This window comes from Burkholderia sp. 28_3 (genome assembly GCF_003253915.1).
Classification (GTDB): domain Bacteria; phylum Pseudomonadota; class Gammaproteobacteria; order Burkholderiales; family Burkholderiaceae; genus Burkholderia; species Burkholderia cenocepacia.
Window position 1 is genome coordinate 15,897 of record NZ_QKZF01000019.1, and the last position, 21,423, is coordinate 37,319.

Annotated in this window: 17 protein-coding genes, 1 pseudogene and 2 riboswitches; of the genes and pseudogenes, 7 read left to right on the forward strand and 11 right to left on the reverse strand. The window is 69.2% G+C overall.

Features of this window, described 5'->3' with window-relative positions; genetic code table 11:
- Positions 1–111: 111 nt before the first annotated feature.
- A complete protein-coding gene (locus tag DFS13_RS29465; protein ID WP_111442476.1) occupies positions 112–540 on the reverse strand; it encodes a pyridoxamine 5'-phosphate oxidase family protein in 429 nt (142 codons plus the stop codon).
- 321 nt (positions 541–861) lie between these two features.
- On the opposite strand from DFS13_RS29465, the gene DFS13_RS29470 reads away from it, so the two are divergent.
- The 3 genes from DFS13_RS29470 (at position 862) to DFS13_RS29480 (ending at position 4,335) form a co-directional block, all read left to right on the forward strand.
- Positions 862–2,388 carry an aldehyde dehydrogenase family protein gene (locus DFS13_RS29470; RefSeq protein ID WP_111442452.1) on the forward strand — a complete coding sequence of 509 codons (1,527 nt, stop codon included), beginning with the start codon at positions 862–864 and terminating at the stop codon, positions 2,386–2,388.
- Between the two features lie 176 nt (positions 2,389–2,564).
- Entirely contained in the window at positions 2,565–3,113 is a 549-nt protein-coding gene (locus DFS13_RS29475; protein WP_111442453.1) for a hypothetical protein, read from the forward strand.
- A gap of 205 nt (positions 3,114–3,318) precedes the next feature.
- Positions 3,319–4,335 carry a helix-turn-helix domain-containing protein gene (locus tag DFS13_RS29480; protein ID WP_006493582.1) on the forward strand — a complete coding sequence of 339 codons (1,017 nt, stop codon included), beginning with the start codon at positions 3,319–3,321 and terminating at the stop codon, positions 4,333–4,335.
- Between the two features lie 94 nt (positions 4,336–4,429).
- Here the strand turns inward: DFS13_RS29480 and DFS13_RS29485 are convergent, their stop codons facing one another.
- Together DFS13_RS29485 and DFS13_RS29490 are read right to left on the reverse strand one after the other, a co-directional pair.
- On the reverse strand, positions 4,430–5,527 hold the full coding sequence (locus tag DFS13_RS29485) for a glycosyltransferase family 9 protein (protein ID WP_111442454.1): 1,098 nt from the start codon (positions 5,525–5,527) through the stop codon (positions 4,430–4,432).
- On the reverse strand, positions 5,524–7,227 hold the full coding sequence (locus DFS13_RS29490; protein ID WP_059721116.1) for a thiamine pyrophosphate-binding protein: 1,704 nt from the start codon (positions 7,225–7,227) through the stop codon (positions 5,524–5,526). The genes DFS13_RS29485 and DFS13_RS29490 overlap by 4 nt, the downstream gene beginning before the upstream one ends.
- A gap of 368 nt (positions 7,228–7,595) precedes the next feature.
- On the opposite strand from DFS13_RS29490, the pseudogene DFS13_RS41195 reads away from it, so the two are divergent.
- The 3 genes and pseudogenes from DFS13_RS41195 to DFS13_RS29505 all read left to right on the forward strand — a co-directional run bounded on the left by DFS13_RS41195 (position 7,596) and on the right by DFS13_RS29505 (position 8,544).
- Positions 7,596–7,789 (forward strand): annotated as a pseudogene (locus DFS13_RS41195) (hypothetical protein).
- Positions 7,790–7,906: 117 nt separating this feature from the next.
- Positions 7,907–8,143 (forward strand): antitoxin, encoded by a 237-nt coding sequence (locus tag DFS13_RS29500; RefSeq protein WP_034201144.1) that lies wholly within the window; start codon positions 7,907–7,909, stop codon positions 8,141–8,143.
- Positions 8,143–8,544, forward strand: a complete 402-nt coding sequence (locus DFS13_RS29505; protein ID WP_034201143.1) for a type II toxin-antitoxin system VapC family toxin — start codon at positions 8,143–8,145, stop codon at positions 8,542–8,544. The genes DFS13_RS29500 and DFS13_RS29505 overlap by 1 nt, the downstream gene beginning before the upstream one ends.
- Before the next feature lie 66 nt (positions 8,545–8,610).
- Here DFS13_RS29505 and DFS13_RS29510 read toward each other — a convergent pair whose 3' ends face one another.
- The 8 genes from DFS13_RS29510 to DFS13_RS29545 form a co-directional block, all read right to left on the reverse strand.
- A complete protein-coding gene (locus DFS13_RS29510; protein ID WP_111442455.1) occupies positions 8,611–9,999 on the reverse strand; it encodes an L-serine ammonia-lyase in 1,389 nt (462 codons plus the stop codon).
- A gap of 30 nt (positions 10,000–10,029) precedes the next feature.
- Positions 10,030–11,172, reverse strand: coding sequence for an alginate lyase family protein (locus tag DFS13_RS29515; protein WP_111442456.1), 1,143 nt, complete (start codon positions 11,170–11,172; stop codon positions 10,030–10,032).
- Between the two features lie 151 nt (positions 11,173–11,323).
- A complete protein-coding gene (gcvP, locus tag DFS13_RS29520; RefSeq protein WP_111442457.1) occupies positions 11,324–14,251 on the reverse strand; it encodes an aminomethyl-transferring glycine dehydrogenase in 2,928 nt (975 codons plus the stop codon).
- Between the two features lie 58 nt (positions 14,252–14,309).
- Entirely contained in the window at positions 14,310–14,690 is a 381-nt protein-coding gene (gcvH, locus tag DFS13_RS29525; RefSeq protein WP_111442458.1) for a glycine cleavage system protein GcvH, read from the reverse strand.
- Between the two features lie 126 nt (positions 14,691–14,816).
- The gene (gene gcvT, locus DFS13_RS29530) at positions 14,817–15,935 is read right to left on the reverse strand and encodes a glycine cleavage system aminomethyltransferase GcvT (protein ID WP_059721115.1); all 1,119 of its coding nucleotides are present in this window, start codon (positions 15,933–15,935) and stop codon (positions 14,817–14,819) included.
- Positions 15,936–16,018: 83 nt separating this feature from the next.
- A riboswitch (glycine riboswitch) is annotated at positions 16,019–16,152 on the reverse strand.
- 33 nt (positions 16,153–16,185) lie between these two features.
- A riboswitch (glycine riboswitch) is annotated at positions 16,186–16,289 on the reverse strand.
- A 113-nt stretch (positions 16,290–16,402) separates the two neighbouring features.
- A complete protein-coding gene (locus DFS13_RS29535) occupies positions 16,403–16,765 on the reverse strand; it encodes a hypothetical protein (RefSeq protein ID WP_006485676.1) in 363 nt (120 codons plus the stop codon).
- 202 nt (positions 16,766–16,967) lie between these two features.
- Positions 16,968–18,020, reverse strand: a complete 1,053-nt coding sequence (locus tag DFS13_RS29540) for an oxidoreductase (protein WP_006485682.1) — start codon at positions 18,018–18,020, stop codon at positions 16,968–16,970.
- A 280-nt stretch (positions 18,021–18,300) separates the two neighbouring features.
- A complete protein-coding gene (locus DFS13_RS29545; protein ID WP_006496277.1) occupies positions 18,301–19,008 on the reverse strand; it encodes an SGNH/GDSL hydrolase family protein in 708 nt (235 codons plus the stop codon).
- Positions 19,009–19,318: 310 nt separating this feature from the next.
- Between DFS13_RS29545 and DFS13_RS29550 the strand changes: the two genes are divergently transcribed.
- Entirely contained in the window at positions 19,319–21,406 is a 2,088-nt protein-coding gene (locus tag DFS13_RS29550) for a UvrD-helicase domain-containing protein (protein ID WP_034195655.1), read from the forward strand.
- Positions 21,407–21,423 lie beyond the last annotated feature (17 nt).

The following is a 21,423-nucleotide window of genomic DNA, read 5'->3' on the forward strand; positions in this document are numbered from 1 at the left end:
ACATCGGCACATCGGCACATCGGCACATCGGCACATCGGCACATCGGCATTTCGGTCGATGCAGCCGCCGTGCCCGCATGGTTGGCTGGCCAGCGCGTCACCCGTCGCGCATCACGCCAGCACGAGCGGCGGCAGCGCCGCATCCGCGCGCGCCTGCGCACGTTCCACATCGATCACCAGATAGCGCAACGCGTCCGGCCACAGGTGCGCGCGCGCTTGCGCATCCTCGTCGAGCGTCGCGTGGCCCTGCACGAGCCAGGTCGTCTGGCGCACGAAATCGACGAACAGCAGCGCGATGGCCGGATTCACGAGCAGGTTGCCGATCGTGTTGAGCAGGTTGTTGCCCGCGAAATCGGGCAACACCAGCGTGCGGCGATCCGGGATATCGACGAGCGGCGTGAACGAGCCGTCGGCGCGCGGCTGGCGGCCGCGGTACGAACAGTCGGCGTTGCCGGCCGCGTCGGCGGTCGCGACGATCAGGAAAGCCTGCTCGCGGATGAATGCGATGGCGTCGTCGGTCAGGGGGCCGCGATCGTTCATGGTGTCGGTCGGCGCGTGCGCCGTGGCGTGGGGATCGGTGATCCGCACGCAAGCGACATGCCACGCGCGGCGGCGCGCCTCCACGGGCAGCGCCCCTGCGCGCACTGTGGAAATTCCGAACAGCGATCCCGTCGCTGCGCAATAGCGGTGTTCAGAATCGGTACACCCGCCGTGTTGCGTGCGTGAACACCGCACGGTGCGAACACGGGCCGGCCGCGATCGACGTGCCCCCGGTCCGTTTGGCACGCATGTTGCGTAAACGGGACCAGCGCATTCCAACCGGCGCTGTACTCACACAAGCACGATGAACAGGAGACATGTATGAACCCGTTTGACCTGAAGCAACTGGGCCTCGACGTCGAATACCCGTACCGTCAGCAATACGACAACTACATCGGCGGCAAGTGGGTGGCGCCCGTGAAGGGCGAGTATTTCGAGAACGTGTCGCCGATCAACGGCCAGCCGTTCTGCCGCATCCCGCGCTCCGGCGCCGACGACATCGAGCTGGCGCTCGATGCCGCGCATGCCGCGCGCCGCAAGTGGGGCAAGACGTCCGTCGCCGAGCGCGCGAACCTGCTGCTCGCCGCCGCCGACCGGATGGAAAAGAACCTGAAGCTGCTGGCCGTGGCCGAGACGATCGACAACGGCAAGCCGCTGCGCGAGACGATGGCGGCCGACCTGCCGCTCGCGATCGACCACTTCCGCTACTTCGCGGGCTGCATCCGCGCGCAGGAAGGCGGCATCTCCGAAATCGACGACAACACCGTCGCGTATCACTTCCACGAGCCGCTCGGCGTGGTCGGCCAGATCATCCCGTGGAACTTCCCGCTGCTGATGGCCGCGTGGAAGCTCGCGCCGGCGCTCGCGGCCGGCTGCTGCGTGGTGATGAAGCCGGCCGAGCAGACGCCCGCGTCGGTGCTCGTGCTGATGGAGCTGATCGGCGACCTGTTCCCGGCCGGCACGATCAACATCGTGAACGGCTTCGGCAAGGAAGCGGGCGAAGCGCTCGCGACCAGCAAGCGGATCGCGAAGATCGCGTTCACGGGCTCGACCCCGGTCGGCAAGCACATCCTGCGCGCGGCGGCCAACAGCCTGATCCCGTCGACGGTCGAGCTGGGCGGCAAGAGCCCGAACATCTTCTTCGCCGACGTGCTCGACCAGGACGACGCGTTCCTCGACAAGGCGCTCGAAGGGCTCGCGATGTTCGCGCTGAACCAGGGCGAGGTGTGCACGTGCCCGTCGCGGATCCTGATCCAGGAATCGATCTACGAACGCTTCATCGAGAAGGCCGTCGCGCGCGTCGAGCGCATCAAGTCCGGCCACCCGCTCGACCTGCAGACGATGATCGGCGCGCAGGCGTCGCAGCAGCAGCTCGACAAGATCCTGTCGTACATCGACATCGGCCGCGGCGAAGGCGCGCAATGCCTGACGGGCGGCGAGCGCGCGGCGCCGGCCGCCGACCTCGGCACGGGCTACTACGTGAAGCCGACGATGCTGCTCGGCAACAACAAGATGCGCGTGTTCCAGGAGGAGATCTTCGGGCCGGTCGCGTCGGTGATGACGTTCAAGGACGAGCAGGAAGCGATCGAACTCGCGAACGACACGTTCTACGGGCTCGGCGCCGGCGTGTGGACGCGCAACGGCACGCGTGCGTACCGGATGGGCCGCGAGGTCGAGGCCGGCCGCGTGTGGACCAACTGCTACCACCTGTACCCCGCGCATGCGGCGTTCGGCGGCTACAAGCAGTCGGGGATCGGCCGCGAGACGCACAAGATGGCGCTGTCGAACTATCAGCAGACGAAGTGCCTGCTGGTCAGCTACCAGGCCGAGGCGCTCGGGTTCTTCTGATCGCCGACGCCGGCGCGACGTGTCGGGGGCCGGTTGGGCCCCGTACGTCGCCCGGTTCGATTTCCCTGTTCGACAGTCGGCGCGGGCTGCGTTGTTGGCGGCCGGCGCCGGCCACGCTGCCGACCGCCGCGCATGCGCGGCGGTACGGCGCGCCGATGCATACGACGACCCCCAGCATGGCAGAACCGCCCCGATCCTTTCCCCGTCACCCGGTATTTCATCCGGGCGAACTCGACGCGCAACACCGCTTCGGCGTCGCCGACGAAGCCGAGCGGATGAGCGACGCCGTGACGACGCGGTTGAGCCTCGGCGTGCGGCAGTTCGTCGAATCGCAGCCGTTCATGTTCGTCGGCATGGCATCCGGCGCGGGTGCGTCGATGACCTGCGACATCGTGCAGAGCCGATGCGACGCGAACGGCGATCTGCTGCCGGTGGTACGCGTGATCGACACGAAGACGCTGCGGTTCGCGTTGCCCGCCGCGCATGGCGGCGACGGCGGCCGGATCGACGCGGCCGCCTGCGACGGCAGCGGCGTCGGATTGCTGTTCGTCGATTTCGTGCGCGGCCTGCGCTACCGGATCAACGGTCGCGCCACGCTGCGCGCCGATCTGCCGGAAGCGGACGCGGCGCCGTGGGCGGCGGGCAGCGCGATCGTCGAGCTGGCGATCGCGCACGCATACGGCAATTGCGGCACGCGGGTCGTGCGGCTGAAGCCGGCCCGGTAGCCGGCATCCGGGCGCGGGCGGCGGCGCGCATGCGCGGTCGCCGCGCGGATCGCACCGGCGGCGTGCGCGGCATGCCGCCTTCGGGTGCGCCCGCATGGCGCGCGGCGGCCGGACAGCGTGGAATGGCGGGTTGCTCGCCGGGCCGTGCGGTTCGGCACGGGACTTGCGTGGCACGCAGGGTTCCGCGCAGGTGAGGGAGGACACGATGGATCAACACGTGGTGAGTACGGAAGAACCGACCGCCGAAGACACGCGGCGCAGCGCGCAGGGCGACGATGCGTTCGCCGGGCAGGCCGTCGTCAGCGTCGCGCACGATGCGGACGAGCAGGCGCGCAACCTGATCGGCTGGCGGCAGACCTACGACCAGCTCGCCGCCGGCCGCTTCGTCGGCACGCTGACCGAGCTGCCGCTCGACACGATGAAGCTGTTTCGCGAATCGACCAGCCATCTGCTGCGCCAGGCGTGCGAAGTGCGCGGCGATGCGTACTGGTTCGGCATTCCGCTCGTGTGCGACGGCTCGGCGCGCGTCGATGCGTGCCGCATCGGCCCCGGCGCGCTCGCATTCCGGCCCGGCAACGTCGAATTCGAACTGGTGACGCCCGCGCAGTTCTCGATCTACGGCGTCGTCGTGCGCGGCGACGTGCTGCGCCGCTATGCCGAGGACGTCGAGCGCCGCGCGCTCGACGAGCGGTTGTTCACGCAGCGCGTGATGCAGGTCGGCGATGCGCGGCTCGCGCGGCTGTGCGCGCTGCTCGGCCGCCGGCTCGACGGCGCGGTGGCGATGGCCGGCCCGCTGCCCGATGCGCAGCGCGACGACCTGCAGGCCGAAGTGCTGGCCGCGCTGTTCGATGCCTGCGCGCAGCCGGCCGACGACGGCAGCGGCGGCGCGCCGTCGACGCGCCGCTGGCTCGTCGACCAGGCGCGCGACTACGTGCTCGCGCACCGCACGCGCCCGGTCGGCGTGCCCGAGCTGTGCGAGCAGCTGCACGTGAGCCGGCGCACGCTGCAGTACTGTTTCCAGGACGTGCTCGGCATGGCGCCCGCGACCTACCTGCGCACGCTGCGGCTGAACGGCGCGCGGCGCGACCTGTGCGGGCGCGCGGCGGGGTCGGTGCAGGACGTCGCGGAGGCGTGGGGTTTCTGGCATCTCAGCCAGTTCGCGACCGATTACCGGCGCCTGTTCGGCAAGCGGCCGTCGGAGACGCTGCGCGATCGCGCGTGAGGGGCTTGGCGGGAAGGCGGGCGGCAGTGGTGCTGACGCGGTGGGCGTGCCGCTACTGGCTTGATCGTTCCGCCCGCCGCTGCGCAGGCTTCGCTCAGATGGCCTGTGCAGTCACGTCGCGCGGTGCGGGCCACGCGAGCGCGTCCCAGTCGATTGCGCGGTAAGCGGCTTCGACCGCCGCCAGATCGTCCGGCCGCTCGCTGCGATGCAGCCCGTGCAATGCGGCCGGCACGTCGAGCGTGACGGGCACGCAATGCGGATAGTCGCGCACGCGCAGCGCCGGGCCGATCGTCGTGAAGCATGCGAGCGTCGGCACGTCGAAACCGTCGGCGAGATGCAGGGCCGCCGTGTCCGGCGCGAACAGCAGGCTCGCGCCCTTGATCCAGGCGATGAAGCGCGCGGTGTCGGCCGCGTCGCTGCTCACATCCACGTAAGCCGGATGCGCGAGCGGACCGAAGCCGACTACCGGCAATCCGTAACGCTGCGCGAGCCGATCCACGAACGCGACGCGCAGCGCGGGCGGCACGCTGCGCACCGCGGTGCTCGCACTCGGGCAGAACAGCACGTACGGCCGCTGCCATTCGGCCGGCAGTGCGGGCAACGGCAGCCGCGCGAGCCAGCGGTTGCGCTTCGCGGCGGCCGGCACGGCGGCCGGATCGACGCCGAGCGCGTCGAGGAAAAAGTCGATCATCGGCAGTTGCGCGAACGCGGGCCAGTACAGGTGATTGCCGACGTCGATGCAGTGCGTCTCCGTGGCCAGCGCTTCGGCGGGGTACGGCAGCGCGCGCGACGGCGCGACGACGTCGGCCGCGAGCGCGTACAGCGCATCGACATAGCGCGGTGCGCGCGCCGGCCGGTACAGCGTGAAGCGCAGGCCCGGATGGGCATCCCGCAACGCGGCGAGGGCCGTCATCCCGATCACCGAATCACCGAGCGTGACGCCCATTCCGTTGATCACGTGCACGTGCCGCGCCGCGCCGTAGTCGAGCCGGAACGGTCGGGACGCGGCGTGCCGCAGGCCGAGCGCGGGCGCGGCCGCTACATGGCCTTCGGTGCGCGCGTCGCCCTGCTCGAGGTCGTACGGCGCGACGAGCGTGCCGTCGGGCGCGAGCAGCGTGCCGGGGCAGGTCAGCGCGCCGTCGTGCGACAGCGCGGCGACGGGCGGGGTGGCGTGCATGTCGCCCGACGTCATGCGCCGCGCGCGCGGCGGCCCTGCTCGCGGATCTGCTCGAGCGTCGCGGCGGGTGTGCTGGCGTCCTGCGGGATGCGGATCTCGATCACCGCGGGCAGCCCGCAGGTCAACGCGCGTTCGAGCGCGGGCGCGAAATCGGCGGTGCGCTCGACCGTCTCGCCATGCGCGCCGAACGCACGCGCATACGCGGCGAAATCCGGATTCGTGAGCCCCGTGCCGTGCACGCGGCCCGGGTAGTTACGCTCCTGATGCATGCGGATCGTGCCGAAATGGCCGTTGTTGACGACGATCGCGACGATGTTCAGCCCGTATTGCATCGCGGTCGCGAGCTCGTTGCCGGCCATCATGAAGCAGCCGTCGCCCGCGAGCGCGACGACGGCGCGCTGCGGATACAGCGACTTCGCGGCGAGCGCGGCCGGCAGCCCGTAGCCCATCGCGCCGCTCGTCGGCGCGAGCTGCGACCGGTAGTGCCGGTACGCGAAGTGGCGATGCAGCCAGATCGCATAGTTGCCCGCGCCGTTGGTCAGGATCGCGTCGTGCGGCAGGCGCTCGCGCAACTGCACCATCACGTCGCCGAGCTGCACGTCGCCGGGCATCGGCAGCGGCGCATGCCATTCGCGGTATGCGCGGTGCGCGTCGGCGGCCGCGCCGGCCCACGCGGGCCGTTCCGGCGGTTCGAGCGCGGCCAGCGGCGCGGCGATCTCGGGCATGCCCGACACGATCGGCAGGTCGGCGGCGTACACGCGGCCGAGTTCGTCCGCGCCCTGATGCACGTGGATCAGCGTCTGGCGCGTCTTCGGGATGTCGAGCAGCGTGTAGCCGCCGGTCGTTGCTTCGCCGAGGCGCGGCCCGATCACGAGCAGCAGGTCGGCGTCGCGGATGCGTTTCGCGAGCGCGGGGTTGATCCCGAGCCCGACGTCGCCCGCGTAGTTCGGGTGCGCGTTGTCGATCGTGTCCTGGAAGCGGAACGCGCACGCGACCGGCAATTGCCAGCGTTCGACGAAGGTGCGCAGGTTCGCGCACGCGTCCGGCGTCCAGCCGCTGCCGCCGACGATCGCGAACGGTCGTTCCGCGCGCGCGAGCCGCTCGCGCAGCTCGTCGAGCTGCGCGGCCGACGGCGCCGCCGCGATGCGTTTCGCGGCCGGCACGACGGGCTGCGGCGCGCACGCGTCGGACAGCACGTCCTCCGGCAACGCGAGCACGACCGGGCCGGGCCGGCCGGACGTCGCGACGTGGAACGCATGGCTCAGGTATTCGGGGATGCGGCGCGGGTCGTCGATCTGCGCGACCCATTTCGCCATCTGGCCGAACATCCGGCGGTAGTCGATTTCCTGGAAGGCTTCGCGGTCGAGGTGTTCGCGTGCGCACTGGCCGACGAACAGGATCATCGGCGTCGAATCCTGGAACGCGGTGTGCACGCCGATCGACGCATGGGTCGCGCCGGGCCCGCGCGTGACGAACGCGATGCCCGGGCGGCCGGTCAGCTTGCCGACCGCTTCGGCCATGTTCGCGGCGGCCGCCTCGTGGCGACAGACGACCGTCTGGATGCGGGCAGTGTCGTCCGCGAGCGCATCGAGCACGGCGAGGAAACTCTCGCCCGGCACGCAGAACACGCGTTCGACGTGATTGGCGAGCAACGCATCGACGAGCAGTCGCGCACCGGTGGTGGTGCGCGGCTCGAGATCCTTGGAATGCGACATGGGCTGCCGTCTCCCTGGGTAGCGGGACGTACAGCTTACGCCGGATGGCCGGCCGCCGGTATGCCGGCCGGTGAAAAGTGTCGGACCGGTGGGTGGGCGAGTGCGCGCCGGCTTCGGTTGGCCATCCGGCCAGCTTGTGCACGCTTGTGGGAGAGCGGAAAGTGAGCGCTACGGATGGCGGGCTGACGCTTGTCTCGATCCGAAAGAGGGGACGACCCGCGTGCGTCGATTCCGGACGCCGAAGTCAGCACCGACTTCGCGCCGCGCCGCGCGGCGCCGCGTGAGCGACTCGCGGGCAGGCGCGGGGATGCTTCTTGACGCTCGCGCTGCACTGAAACTCGAAGGCGTACGAGGATCGCGCCGCGATCATGGAATACAGCGCCGAGGACGACCCGCTGGCCGCGCTCGAACTCGACGAACTGCTGGAAGAAAGGGCGGGGGCGTTACCGGCCCACGCGAGTGGGTGATCGTGCTGAACGATGTACTCGTGTACCGCATTCGGCCGGCCGGGGGCATCGTGGAGGTTCTCCGGGCGCTGCATGCGCGACGGCAGTGGCCGTGATGCGCGTATGCATTGCCGGCTCGTCAGCCAAGGAAGACTGTTATGTACACACATGGATTTACATCTCGGCCCGCATCGGATAATGTACATACAGAGTACATCCGGACGGAGATCAACATGCATACCACGAGGGTATTCAGGAACGGCAACTCGCAGGCCGTGCGAATTCCTGCGGACCTTGCCTATGAGCGCAGCGATATCGAACTGGAAATTGAGCGCGTCGGTGACGAAATCCGCATTCGGCCGATGCGGCGGCCTTTGACTCAGGTACTGGCGAAGTTCGCGAAATTCGGGCCGGACTTCATGGCCGATGGGCGTGGCGACCACGAGCAGGCCGAACGCGAGGGTTTGTGATGCCGCGCTTCATGCTCGACACCAATATGTGTATCTATCTGATGAAAAATCAGCCTGAGCAGGTCGCGAGACGGTTTGCGCGGTGCTACACGGGCGACGTCGTCATGTCGGCGATCACCTATGCGGAGCTCGAGTACGGCCTGACCGCTTGTGTGAATCCCGCGCGGGAGCGCCGCCATCTCGCCGCATTGATCGAGGATATTCCCGTCGCGCCTTTCGACGCGGCTGCCGCGCAAGCGTATGGCCCGGTTCGCGAGGCCACCCGCGAGCGGAAGAAGGATCACCTCGACAAACTGATTGCCGCGCATGCGGTGTCGCTCGATGTCGTCCTTGTCACCAACAACGAGCGCGATTTCGTCAGCTATCCGGGATTGCGACTGGAGAACTGGCTGAACGATTAGCGTCGGGCGCCATGTCCGGCGGCAATGCAGGGTATCGATCCACTCCGCACTACCGCCGGTCGGGCATCAGCACTCGACGATATTCACCGCCAGCCCGCCGCGCGACGTTTCCTTGTACTTGGTCTTCATGTCGGCGCCCGTCTCGCGCATCGTCTTGATCACGGAGTCGAGCGACACGTAGTGCGAGCCGTCGCCGCGCAGCGCCATGCGCGCCGCGTTGACGGCTTTCACCGACGCCATCGCGTTGCGTTCGATGCACGGGATCTGCACCATCCCGCCCACCGGGTCGCAGGTCAGGCCGAGGTTGTGCTCCATCCCGATCTCGGCCGCGTTCTCGACCTGCTGCGGCGAGCCGCCGAGCACGGCCGCGAGTGCGCCCGCGGCCATCGAGCACGCGACGCCCACTTCGCCCTGGCAACCGACTTCCGCGCCGGAGATCGACGCGTTGAGCTTGTACAGGATGCCGATCGCGGCGGCCGTCAGCAGGAAATCGATCACGCCCTGTTCGTTCGCACCGGGCGTGAAGCGCGTGTAGTAGTGCAGCACCGCCGGGATGATGCCGGCCGCGCCGTTGGTCGGCGCGGTGACGACGCGGCCGCCAGCCGCGTTTTCCTCGTTGACCGCGATCGCGTACAGGTTGATCCAGTCGATCATCGACAGCGGGTCCTGCAGCGCGCGCTCAGGGCTGCCCGTCAGCGTGCGGTACAGCTGCGGCGCGCGGCGCTTGACCTGGAACGGGCCGGGCAGGTTGCCGTCGGCGTCCGGGTTGCCGATCCCGCAGCCGCGCGACACGCACGACTGCATCACGGCCCAGATCTTCAGTAGCCCGTCGCGCGTTTCTTCCTCGGTGTGCCACGCGCGCTCGTTTTCCCACATCAGTTGCGCGATCGACTTGCCGGTCGACGCGGTCAGCGCGAGCAGCTCCGCGCCGGTGCGGAACGGATGCGTCATCTGCTCGGCCGCGCTCAGCACCTTGGTGTTCGGCGCGCCCGCCGTCACGACGAAGCCGCCGCCGACCGACAGATAAGTGCGCTCGACCAGCACCACGCCGTTCGCGTCGCTCGCGCGCAGCTTCATCCCGTTCGGATGTTCGGGCAGCGCCTGGCGGTAGAACGCGATGTTGTCCTTCAGCACGAACGGCACCGGATGCGTGCCGAGCAGCGCGAGTTGCTTCGTCTTGCGGACGTCTTCGAGTCGCGCGTCGATCGTGTCGGGATCGACGGTGTCGGGCGCGTCGCCGAGCAGGCCGAGCATCACGCCGCGGTCGGTGCCGTGGCCCTTGCCGGTGGCGCCGAGCGAACCGTACAGCTCGACCTTCACGTGGGCCGTCGCGTCGAGCAACCCGTCGCGCTCGAGGCCCTGGACGAACATCAGCGCCGCGCGCATCGGTCCGACCGTGTGCGAACTGGACGGACCGATGCCGATCTTGAAGAGGTCAAACACGCTGACTGCCATTTCGATACCTGCCTTGCGATAAGAATGATGCTAGCGCGCCTGCAATGGCAGGCACGCGGCGAGCCATGCGGGCGGCGTTGGGGAAAGCTGCTGCGCGACGCGGGCATAGCGCCCGTCGAGCCGCGCGGCCAGATGAAAGAGTTCGGTGGCGTTTTTCGGGTCCCACTGCCCCGTGTAACCCGGCAAGCCGGCCTCGCGGCGCTTCGCGTCGAACGGCACCGGTGAATTCACGAATTCCTCGTGCGTCTTCTCGCCGAGCGCATACGGCACGAGCCAGTCGAGCGCGGCCGCGAGCGTCGCGCCATTCGCGCCGCGCTCGCGCAGCCAGTTGCGGTTGAAGCGGCGCGCGGCGAGCGCGGCCGTTACCAGCGGCTGCAGATCGTAGACCGCGTAATGCAGCGCATCGCGTTCCTCGAAATCCCAGGTCTTGCCGTCCGGGCCGATGTTGTCGGCGAGATGCTCGACGAACAGCCGCTGCGCGGCGTTCATCATCTTGCGGTCGCCGAGCGTGAACGCGGACAGCGCGATCAGCTTGATCCGGTGGCTCTGCCAGTTGTTGCGCCAGGTGCCGGTGAGCGGGCGCTTCTGCGCGTCGACCTGCGCGACATAGCCGGCGCCGAGCTTCGCGATGAACGCGGCCGTCGCGTTGCGCGTTTTCACCGGCAACGCGCTCGCGGTCATGTCGTACGCTACGATCAGGCTCTCGAAGCGCGTCTCGTCGATCGGGTTGAAGCTCGGCTGGTAGGTCGAGACCCACGCGGACAGGAAGCGGTCGACGAGTTGCAGGTAGCGCGGCGCGTTCGTCACGCGCCACGCGAGCGCCGCGTCGCGCATCAGGTCCATGTCCTTGAGCGCGGCCGCGCTCTGGTCGTAGATGCCTTCGTGCGGCAGCGTGCCCTCGGTGTGCACGCGCGCCATCGCTTTCGGCTGCTCGCCGATGCGCGCGTCGACGCTGCGGATCAGCGCCTGCACGCCCGGCTCGGCCTGCGTCGTCTCGCTCGTCTGCAGCGCCGGCGCCGCGCAGAAATTCATCGCCGCGCGCGCACTGCCGGCGACGCCGAGGCCGGCGGCGGCCAGCGACAGCGACGCGACGAGCATCGGCACGTAGCGGCCTGCGCGGATGCGCGGCCGCCGCTCGGTTGCACCATGGCCCGGAAACATCGGACGCACCATGCGGAACTCCTTCATTGGCTGGATCGCGTGTGATGTTAGCCGGATTGGCGGATGAACGTGAACCGGTCGGCCCGGCGAACGCAAAAACCGCACGCAACCCCGGGTTGCGTGCGGTGCGGTCACCATTGGTCGGCTCCGGGCCTGGCGCGCGTTATGCGTAGTCCGACATCGGCACGCACGAGCAGAACAGGTTGCGGTCGCCGTACGCGTTGTCCGCACGGCCGACCGGCGGCCAGTACTTGTTCGTGCCGAGCGATGCGACCGGGTACGCGGCCTGCTCGCGCGAGTACGCGTGCGGCCATTCGTTCGCGGTGACGACGGCCGCCGTGTGCGGTGCGTGACGCAGCGGGTTGTCCTCGCGATCGGCGCGGCCTTCCTCGACCGCGCGGATTTCCTCGCGGATCGCGATCATCGCGGCGATGAAGCGGTCGAGCTCTTCCTGCGATTCCGATTCGGTCGGCTCGACCATCAGCGTGCCCGGCACCGGGAAGCTCATCGTCGGCGCGTGGAAGCCGTAGTCCATCAGGCGCTTCGCGACGTCGTCGACGCTGATGCCGCTCGTTTCCTTGATCGGACGCAGGTCGAGAATGCACTCGTGCGCGACGAGCCCGCCCGGGCCCGAATACAGCACCGGGTAATGCGGCGCGAGGCGCTTCGCGATGTAGTTCGCATTGAGGATCGCGGTTTCCGTCGCGGCGGTCAGGTTCTTCGCGCCCATCATCGCGATGTACATCCACGAGATCGGCAGGATCGACGCCGAGCCGTACGGCGCGGCCGACACCGCGCCGATGCCGTCTTCCGTGCGTGCGTAGCCGGTCGAGCGCTGGTTCGGCAGGAACTTCGCGAGGTGCGCGCCGACCGCGACCGGGCCGACGCCCGGGCCGCCGCCGCCGTGCGGGATGCAGAAGGTCTTGTGCAGGTTCAGGTGCGACACGTCGCCGCCGAACTGGCCCGGCGCGGTCAGGCCGACCATCGCATTCATGTTCGCGCCGTCGACGTACACCTGGCCGCCGTGCGCATGGACGATTTCGCAGATCTCGCGGACGTTCTGCTCGAACACGCCGTGCGTTGACGGGTACGTGATCATGATCGCCGCGAGGTCCTTCGAGTGCTGTTCGGCCTTCGCCTTCAGGTCGGCGATGTCGACGTTGCCCTGCGCGTCGCAGGCGACGACCACGACCTTCATGCCGGCCATGTGCGCGGACGCCGGGTTCGTGCCGTGCGCGGACGCCGGGATCAGGCACACGTCGCGATGGCCTTCGCCGCGCGATGCGTGGTACGCGTGGATGATCAAGAGACCCGCGTACTCGCCCTGCGAGCCCGCGTTCGGCTGCAGCGACACGGCCGCGTAGCCGGTGGCCGCGACGAGCATCTGCTCGAGCTGGTCGATCATCTCGCGGTAGCCGACGGTCTGCTCGGCCGGGGCGAACGGGTGGATCCGGCCGAACTCGGGCCACGTGACGGGCAGCATTTCCGACGTCGCGTTCAGCTTCATCGTGCACGAGCCGAGCGGGATCATCGAGCGGTCGAGCGCGAGATCCTTGTCCGACAGGCTGCGCAGGTAGCGCAGCATTTCGGTTTCGGAATGGTGGCGGTTGAACACGTGGTGCGTCAGGTACGCGCTCGTGCGCTCGAGGCCGGCCGGCAGCGCGGCGACGCCGGCGAGGCCCGCGTCCAGCGCATCGACGGCCGGCGCGGTGCCGCCCGCGGCCTGCGCGAACACGTCGAGCAGGTCGGCGAGATCGTCGCGCGTCGTCGTTTCGTCGACCGATACGCCGACTTGCGTGGCGCTCACGCGGCGCAGGTTGATGCGCTTCGCCTTCGCGAATTCGTGGACCTGCGCGGTGCGCGCGCCGGTGTCGATCGTCAGCGTGTCGAAGAACGTGTCGTTGACGGTCGCGAAGCCGAGCTGTTTCACGCCGGCGGCGAACAGCGCCGCGATGCGGTTCACGCGCAGCGCGATCGTCTTCAGGCCGTGCGGGCCGTGGTAGACCGCGTACATGCTGGCCATGATCGCGAGCAGCGCCTGTGCGGTACACACGTTCGACGTCGCCTTTTCGCGGCGGATGTGCTGTTCGCGCGTCTGCAGCGCGAGGCGCAGCGCGGGCTTGCCCTGCGCGTCGACCGTCACGCCGACGAGGCGGCCCGGCATCTGGCGCTTGAATTCGTCGCGCACGGCCATGTAAGCGGCGTGCGGGCCGCCGAAGCCCATCGGCACGCCGAAGCGCTGCGTGTTGCCGACCGCGACGTCCGCGCCCCATTCGCCGGGCGGCGTCAGCACGGTGAGCGCGAGCAGGTCGGCCGCGACGACCACGTGGCCGCCGGCCGCGTGGATCGCCTCGGTGAGCGCGCGGTAGTCGCGCACGTCGCCGTTCACGCCCGGGTATTGCAGCAGCACGCCGAACGCGTTCGCCTGCGCGGCGTCGGCCGCCGGGCCCGTCTTGACTTCGATGCCGATCGGCAGCGCGCGCGTGCGGATCACTTCGAGCGTTTGCGGCAGCACATCGTCGGCCACGTAGAACACGTTCGACTTCGGCTTGCCGGTACGCTGCAGCAGCGTCATCGCTTCGGCCGCGGCCGTCGCTTCATCCAGCAGCGACGCGTTCGAGATCGCGAGGCCCGTGAGGTCGGCCACCATCTGCTGGAAGTTCAGGAGCGCCTCGAGGCGGCCCTGGGAAATTTCGGGCTGGTACGGCGTGTAGGCCGTGTACCACGCCGGGTTTTCGAGCACGTTGCGCAGGATCACGGCCGGCGTGTGCGTGTCGTGATAACCCTGGCCGATATAGGAGCGGAACACCTGGTTCTTGTCCGCGAGCGCACGCAGCGCGGCGAGGGCTTCGGCCTCGCTCTTCGGCTGTGCGAACGGGCCGAGCGGCAGCGTTTCGGCGCGGCGGATCGAGGCCGGGATCACGGCGTCGATCAGGGCGGCGCGCGACGCGAAGCCGAGCGTGTCGAGCATGGCCTGCTGGCTGGCGGCGTCGGGGCCGATGTGGCGTTCGGCGAACGCGTCGTGCGTTTCGAGCACGGCGAGCGAGAGGGGCGTGCGGTTCATCAGGCGGTCCGGGTGTTCGAGCTTCATGGCGTGACTCTGGTCCCGCGCGCGCCGAGGCCGGCGCCGCGCGGTTCGGGTAGGGAAATTAGTCGATCAGCTTGCTGTAGGCGTCGGCGTCGATCAGCTTGTCGGTCGCCGCGCCGGCCGCGAGCTTGATCTTGAAGAGCCACACGCCGTACGCATCGCCGTTCACTTCTTCCGGCGCATCGGTGGCTGCTTCGTTGATGGCGACGATCTCGCCGGACACCGGCGAGTAGATGTCGGAGGCCGCCTTCACCGATTCGACGACGCCGACGGCGTCGCCCGCGTTCACCGACTTGCCGACTTCGGGCAGCTCGAGGAAGACGATGTCGCCGAGCGTGCTCTGCGCGTGATCGGTGATGCCGACCGTCAGCGTGCCGTCCGCCTCGGTGCGGATCCACTCGTGTTCGTCGGTGTATTTCAGCTCGGCCGGGACGTTGCTCATCGGATGCTCCTGGATAAAAGGGTGTGTTCGTTCTGCTGGCGCGCCGCCATGGCACGCCGGATAGGGTTGCGCCGGGCGCCATCTCCCGGCTTGCCGGGAGGCGGCCCCGCGGCCGCTTCTCGGTCGTTACGCAGCGAGGACCTTGCCGTTGCGCACGAACGGCAGTTTTACCACGCGCGCGGGAAGATTCTTGTCTCGAATTTGCACCTGGACGGTGTCGCCGATCTGGACGGCCGCCGGCACCCGCGCGAACGCGATCGATTCCTGCATCGACGGCGAGAACGTGCCGCTCGTGATCTCGCCTTCGCCGTGCGGCGTGACGACCTTCTGGTGCGCGCGCAGCACGCCGCCCGCCTTGCCGTTTTCCTTCTGCAGGATCAGGCCGACGAACGCGGCGCGCGTGCCGTTGGCTTCGAGTGCGGCGCGGCCGACGAAGTCGCGCGGCGCGGCGAGGTCGACGGTCCATGCGAGGCCCGCGTCGAGCGGAGAGACGGTGTCGTCCATGTCCTGGCCGTACAGGTTCATGCCGGCCTCGAGGCGCAGCGTGTCGCGCGCGCCGAGCCCGCACGGACGCACGCCGTGTTGCTGCAGCGCATTCCACAGCACTTCGACGTGCGCGGCCGGGACGATCACTTCGAAGCCGTCTTCGCCGGTATAGCCGGTGCGGGCGATGGTGAGATCGCCGAACGGCGTGCCGGCGACCTGCGCGGCGTTGAACGGCTTGAGTTCGCTGGTGGCGGCGCGGGCGGAAGGCACCGTCGCCCAGACCTTTTCGCGGGCGTTCGGACCCTGGACGGCGACGATCGCGAAATCGCGGCGCGGCGCGATCGTCAGGCCGTAGCCGCCTTGCTCGTTCAGCTGGTTGAACCACGCGATGTCTTTCTCGGCGGTGCCGGCGTTGACGACCACGCGGAAGAATTCTTCGGTGAAGTAGTAGACGATCAGATCGTCGATGACGCCGCCCTGCGGGTTGAGCAGGCACGAGTAGAGTGCCTTGCCGGGCGTCTTGAGCTTGCCGACGTTGTTCGCGATCGCATGCTCGAAGAACGCGCGCACGCGGCTGCCGGTGAAATCGACGACGCACATGTGCGACACGTCGAACATGCCGGCGTCGGTGCGCACGGCAGCGTGTTCTTCGATCTGCGAGCCGTAGTTGACGGGCATGTCCCAGCCGCCGAAGTCGACCATGCGGGCATTGAGCGCGCGGTGCGCGGCGTTGAGCGGGGTGTGATTCAGTGCAGTCATCGAGGCCTCAGGCAAGGCGCTTGCGCGCGGATCAGAACGGCCATGTGCCGACCGCCGCGGCCGATGGCCTCACGCGATCCGGTACATGCCCCTCTGTCCTCGATACCTGAGAGATTGCGCTGCGGGCCAAGCCCGGCGAACGCGCGCCCCTTCGGTGGGCAGCCTGCCCGCGCAGCCAATGCGCTGCGGGCTACTGCCGCTCTCCAGAGTGCGGGAAACGTATTGCTCGCGCGGTGCGCGGATGCGGTTTCCCGACGCGGTCGGTCCTTTTGCCTGAGAGTTTGCGGGTGTGCCCCTTCGGCGGCGCAACCGGTGTCGGAACAACCCGGTCACACGCTCTCCCGACGCGTGCGGGCGACTGTACGCGAGCAGGTGGGCATTGTCAATTTGAGCAAAAGAATGTCGCTTCGCGACAAGCGGCGGCGGCCGGCGCCGCCGCTTCATCCGCGCCGGCAGGTGCCGGCGCGTTACTCGCCGATCGCGCGCGCGGCCGTGTCGAGTTCCTGGTTCAGCACGCGCTGCTCGTCGCCGGACAGGCCGCCGTTGTGCTGGGCCGACATGTCGTTCGCTTCCTGGCGGATCACGTCGAGGCGATGGTGCAGCTGCGCGCCATAGGGCGGCGGGTAGTAGCCGCCGTTCACGCGCGCGTCGATCCGGCGATGCAGGTTGTCGATCCGTCCCTGGACCTCCTGCATGCGGTCGTTCGCGACGACCTGCGGATTCGGTCGCGGCGGGGGCGCCTGCCGGGCCGGCCGCTGCGGCTGCACGATACACGCCGCGAGCGAGGAAACCAGGACGCAGCATGCCGCTGCGCGAATCAACCGTTGCATCACATTCTCCTGACGGATGGGTGTCGGATCGACTTTTTGAGAAACGCGTCAGACCGAACGACCGCTGACTTTCGTTCCCGCACCATTTGTAACGGAATGTTCGGCGCCGAGCGGGCGGGCGGCGCAGGGAGGAAGAGGCAGCGCTGCCGCGGGCGTGTGGCGCGGGAGGGCGGCCGGGTCGGCACCGACCCGGCCGGCGGCGTCAGACCGGGCGACGCACGAACGGCACCCGGCGGCCGTCGTGTTCGCTCTGCGCGGCGAGCTCGATGATCGTCATCACGTCGACCGCGTCCTGTGCGGTGACGGGGAACGGCGCGCCGTCGCGGATCGACGCGGCGAGCGCGCGGTAGAACTCCGCGTACTGGCCGTCGAGCGTCGGCACCGGCCGCTCGACCTCGACGTCGCCGTCGAGCACGCGCAGCAGGCCGGGCGGGTTGCCGCCGCCGAATTCGACGTCGTCCGCGGTGAGGCCGGCCTTGAGCTGGTCTTCCTGCGTGTCGAGCCCGAACTTCTGGTAGCTGCCGCGCGTGCCGTGCAGCGTGAAGCGCGCGGGTTCGATCGCCGACAGCGCGCTCGCATGCAGCGCGACGTCCTTGTCCGGATAGCCGAGCAGCAGGTGCACGAAATCGGGCGCCGTACCGTGGTCGCGGCGCGTCTTGACGGTGGCGCTCACCGTTTCCGGCGTGCCGAACAGCGCGAGGGCCTGGTCGATCAGGTGCGGGCCGAGGTCGAGCAGCAGGCCGCCGCCGCGGGCCGGCTCCTCGCGCCAGCGCGTGCGCGGCGTCGGCCGGAAGCGGTCGAAGTGCGACGCGAAGTACGTGAGGCGGCCGAGCTCGCCCGATTCGACGATGCGGCGCACGGTGAGGAAATCGCCGTCCCAGCGGCGGTTGTGGAACGGCGCGAACAGCCGGCTGCGCGCGTTCGCGAGCCGCGCGAGCGCGAGCGCCTCGTCGGCGGTGAGCGTGACGGGCTTGTCGACCACTACGTGGCGGCCGGCTTCGAGCACCTGGCGCGCGAGCGCGAAATGGGTGTCGTTCGGCGTGGCGATCACCACGCATTCGATATCGTCGAGGCCGAGCAGCGTGTCGAGGTCGGGGACGATGCGCGCGCCCGGATAGGCGGCCTGCGCGCGTTCCCCCTGGCCCGTCGCGATCGCGGCGACTTCAGTGCGGCCGCTCGTGGCGATCACGGGCGCGTGGAACGTCGCGCCGGCGAAACCGAAACCCATCAAACCAATCCTGAGCAATGACGACATGGCAATTCCTGGCTGCGAAGGAAACTAAAGGATGGCGCGCCGGAGCGGCGCGAAGACGACCGGCTATTTTGGCATGGCGCTGCCGCTTGCACAGACGCGTCGGGCGAAATGCACGGAGCGATGCGACGCTTGCGCAAGGAATACCGGCATTTTGCGCAGGAGCGGGGGCGCGCGGTGCGACTGTCGAACGCGCGGCACCCGGCTCTTGGCTCTTGGCACCCGGCACCCGGCACCCCGCCCGGTGAGCCGGGGCGGCCAACCGGCCTCGGCATGTGCCGCATCATCCGTCCATCCGCTGCCGCACCGCAGCCGCAACCTGCGCGGCCCACACCGCGCAGGCGGCTGCGCCGGGGTGGAAGCCGTCGGCGGCCATCAGGTGCCGTTCGAGCGGCAGGTCGACCCGCAGGAACGTGCAGTGCGGCTGCGCGCCCGCCCAGCCGGCGAGCGCCGTGTTGAGCCGTTTCGCGCGCCGCCCCAGATACCACGCGAGCGGCTGCGGCAGCGCCGGGAAGCGCTCCATCGGCGGCACCGCCGACAGGATCGCGTGCCCGACCTGGAAACGCGCGGCGAGCAGCCGCACCAGCTCGGTCTGCTGCGCGAGCCAGCGTGCGGGCGGCACGCCGCCCGTCACGTCGTTGACGCCGAGCGACGTCACGGCCACGTCGAACGGCTCGGCCGGCTCGGCGGCGAGCCAGTCGACGAGCTCGCGCGTGGTCAGGCCGGTGCGCGCGAGCAGTTTCCAGCGCACTCGGTGCGTGGCCGCCAGCGCGCTCGCCAGTTGCCCGGCGAGCGCGTCGTGCTGCGTCGCGACGCCGACCCCCGCGGCGGCCGAATCGCCGACCACCAGCACGCGCAGCGGCGGGCCGTCGCCGACTGAGCCGTCGCGCGGCCCGGCCGCTTCGGGCAGCCGCGGCGTGACGCGGCGCACGTAGCGCCCTTGCGCGAACAGCAGCGGGCCGAGGGCGGCGGTGGCGAACGGGTATCCCATGAGGTCGATCCGGCGGTGGTTGAAACGCATTGAAGCGGGCCGGCGCGGGTGGCGCCAGCGGAGTGCGTATTGTGTCCGATCACGGCGCGGACCGGGCCCGATTGGCCGAACGGACGGCCACGACAACGCCGAACGGACGGGGGGCGCCCGCCCGGCAAGCCTGCGCGCCCCGTCCGGCGGCGCGCCCGAAATACCCGCCGCCGACGTGTTAACATGCGCGTCCTGCCTGCGTGTCCGCCTGCTTCGCCAGCCTGCCGCGCACGGCATCCTCCCGGCGTTCCGCCGTCAACCCGCAACACCATCCGCCATCATGTCAGCAGGCCTCAATCCCGCTCAGAACGAAGCGGTGCGCTACCTCGACGGTCCCTGTCTCGTGCTCGCCGGCGCGGGCAGCGGCAAGACCCGCGTGATCACGCAGAAGATCGCGCACCTGATCGAAGCGAAAGGTTTCGAGCCGCGCCACATCGCCGCCGTCACGTTCACGAACAAGGCGGCGGCCGAAATGCGCGAGCGTGTGTCGAAGCTGCTGGAAGGCAAGACGCTGACCACGCCGGGCAAGGAAGGCCGCAAGGTGCCCGTCAACCAGCTCACCGTCTGCACGTTCCATTCGCTGGGTGTGCAGATCCTGCGCCAGGAGGCCGAGCACGTCGGCCTGAAGCCGCAGTTCTCGATCATGGATTCGGACGACTGCTTCGGGATGATCCAGGAGCAGCTCGGCACGACCGACAAAGGGCTGATCCGCAAGATCCAGAGCATCATCTCGCTGTGGAAGAACGGCCTGATCATGCCCGACGAGGCGATGGCGATCGCGGCGAACGAGGACGAACACCAGGCCGCGCTGGTCTACCGCAACTACGTGGCGACGCTCCACGCGTACCAGGCGGTCGACTTCGACGACCTGATCCGCCTGCCGGCCGAGCTGTTCGCGAAGAACGAGCAGGTGCGCGACCGCTGGCAGAACAAGCTGCGCTACCTGCTGATCGACGAATACCAGGACACCAACGCGTGCCAGTACGAGCTGCTGAAGCAGCTCGCGGGCCCGCGCGCCGCATTCACGGCGGTCGGCGACGACGACCAGGCGATCTACGGCTGGCGCGGCGCGACGCTCGAGAACCTCGCGCAGCTCGGCAAGGATTTCCCGAAGCTGCACGTGATCAAGCTCGAGCAGAACTACCGGTCGACGGTGCGGATCCTGACCGCCGCGAACAACGTGATCGCGAACAACCCGAAGCTGTTCGAGAAGAAGCTGTGGTCCGAGCACGGGATGGGCGATTCGATCACCGTCACGGCGTGCAACGACGAGGAACACGAGGCCGAATCGGTCGTGTTCCGGCTGTCCGCCCACAAGTTCGAGCGGCGCGCGCAGTTCCGCGACTACGCGATCCTGTACCGCGGCAACTTCCAGGCGCGCATCTTCGAGCAGGTGCTGCGGCGCGAGCGGATTCCGTACGTGCTGTCGGGCGGCCAGTCGTTCTTCGACAAGGCCGAGATCAAGGATCTGTGCGCGTACCTGCGGCTGATCGCGAACGCCGACGACGATCCCGCGTTCATCCGCGCGGTCACCACGCCGCGCCGCGGCATCGGCAACACGACGCTGGAAGCGCTCGGCTCGTTCGCGGGGCAGGCGAAGGTGTCGCTGTTCGAGGCCGTGTACATGGGCGGGATCGAGGCGCGGCTGTCGGCGCGCCAGGTCGAACCGCTGCGGATGTTCTGCGACTTCATCCAGCGCCTGACCGAGCGCGCGGACAAGGAGCCCGCGACCGTCGTGCTCGACGACATGATGGAGGCGATCCACTACGAGGCGTACCTGTACGACGCGTTCGACGAGCGGCAGGCGCAGTCGAAGTGGCAGAACGTGCTCGAATTCCTCGAATGGCTGAAGCGCAAGGGCACGAAGCCCGAGACGGAGGCCGTCGACGGCGAGGCCGACGGTTTCCACAACGCGGACGGGCTCGCCGACACGGGCAAGAACCTGCTCGGCCTGATCCAGACCGTCGCGCTGATGTCGATGCTCGAGGGCAAGGACGAGGACCCGGACGCCGTGCGGCTGTCGACCGTCCATGCGTCGAAGGGGCTCGAGTATCCGCACGTGTTCCTGGTCGGCGTCGAGGAAGGCATCATGCCGCACCGCGGCGGCAGCGAGGACGACGGCCCGATCGACAACGAGCGGATCGAGGAGGAGCGCCGGCTGATGTACGTCGCGATCACCCGTGCGCAGCGCAGCCTGCACCTGAACTGGTGCAAGAAGCGCAAGCGGGCGCGCGAGACGGTCGTGTGCGAACCGTCGCGCTTCATCCCGGAGATGGGGCTCGACGAAGCGCCGCCGCCGACGCCGGAAGAGGCGCCGATGTCGCCGAAGGACCGGCTCGCGAGCCTGAAGGCATTGCTGCAGAAGTGACGCGGCTCCGCGCGCAC

Coding starts and splice junctions, on each gene's coding strand:
- DFS13_RS29505 (WP_034201143.1), top strand. CDS start 8,143: ATGCCGCGCTTCATGCTCGACACCAATATGTGTATCTATCTGATGAAA.
- DFS13_RS29500 (WP_034201144.1), top strand. CDS start 7,907: ATGCATACCACGAGGGTATTCAGGAACGGCAACTCGCAGGCCGTGCGA.
- DFS13_RS29510 (WP_111442455.1), bottom strand. CDS start 9,999: ATGGCAGTCAGCGTGTTTGACCTCTTCAAGATCGGCATCGGTCCGTCC.
- DFS13_RS29485 (WP_111442454.1), bottom strand. CDS start 5,527: ATGACGTCGGGCGACATGCACGCCACCCCGCCCGTCGCCGCGCTGTCG.
- DFS13_RS29515 (WP_111442456.1), bottom strand. CDS start 11,172: ATGGTGCGTCCGATGTTTCCGGGCCATGGTGCAACCGAGCGGCGGCCG.
- DFS13_RS29535 (WP_006485676.1), bottom strand. CDS start 16,765: ATGCAACGGTTGATTCGCGCAGCGGCATGCTGCGTCCTGGTTTCCTCG.
- gcvH (WP_111442458.1), bottom strand. CDS start 14,690: ATGAGCAACGTCCCGGCCGAGCTGAAATACACCGACGAACACGAGTGG.
- DFS13_RS29465 (WP_111442476.1), bottom strand. CDS start 540: ATGAACGATCGCGGCCCCCTGACCGACGACGCCATCGCATTCATCCGC.
- gcvT (WP_059721115.1), bottom strand. CDS start 15,935: ATGACTGCACTGAATCACACCCCGCTCAACGCCGCGCACCGCGCGCTC.
- gcvP (WP_111442457.1), bottom strand. CDS start 14,251: ATGAAGCTCGAACACCCGGACCGCCTGATGAACCGCACGCCCCTCTCG.
- DFS13_RS29540 (WP_006485682.1), bottom strand. CDS start 18,020: ATGTCGTCATTGCTCAGGATTGGTTTGATGGGTTTCGGTTTCGCCGGC.
- DFS13_RS29480 (WP_006493582.1), top strand. CDS start 3,319: ATGGATCAACACGTGGTGAGTACGGAAGAACCGACCGCCGAAGACACG.
- DFS13_RS29545 (WP_006496277.1), bottom strand. CDS start 19,008: ATGGGATACCCGTTCGCCACCGCCGCCCTCGGCCCGCTGCTGTTCGCG.
- DFS13_RS29550 (WP_034195655.1), top strand. CDS start 19,319: ATGTCAGCAGGCCTCAATCCCGCTCAGAACGAAGCGGTGCGCTACCTC.
- DFS13_RS29475 (WP_111442453.1), top strand. CDS start 2,565: ATGGCAGAACCGCCCCGATCCTTTCCCCGTCACCCGGTATTTCATCCG.
- DFS13_RS29470 (WP_111442452.1), top strand. CDS start 862: ATGAACCCGTTTGACCTGAAGCAACTGGGCCTCGACGTCGAATACCCG.
- DFS13_RS29490 (WP_059721116.1), bottom strand. CDS start 7,227: ATGTCGCATTCCAAGGATCTCGAGCCGCGCACCACCACCGGTGCGCGA.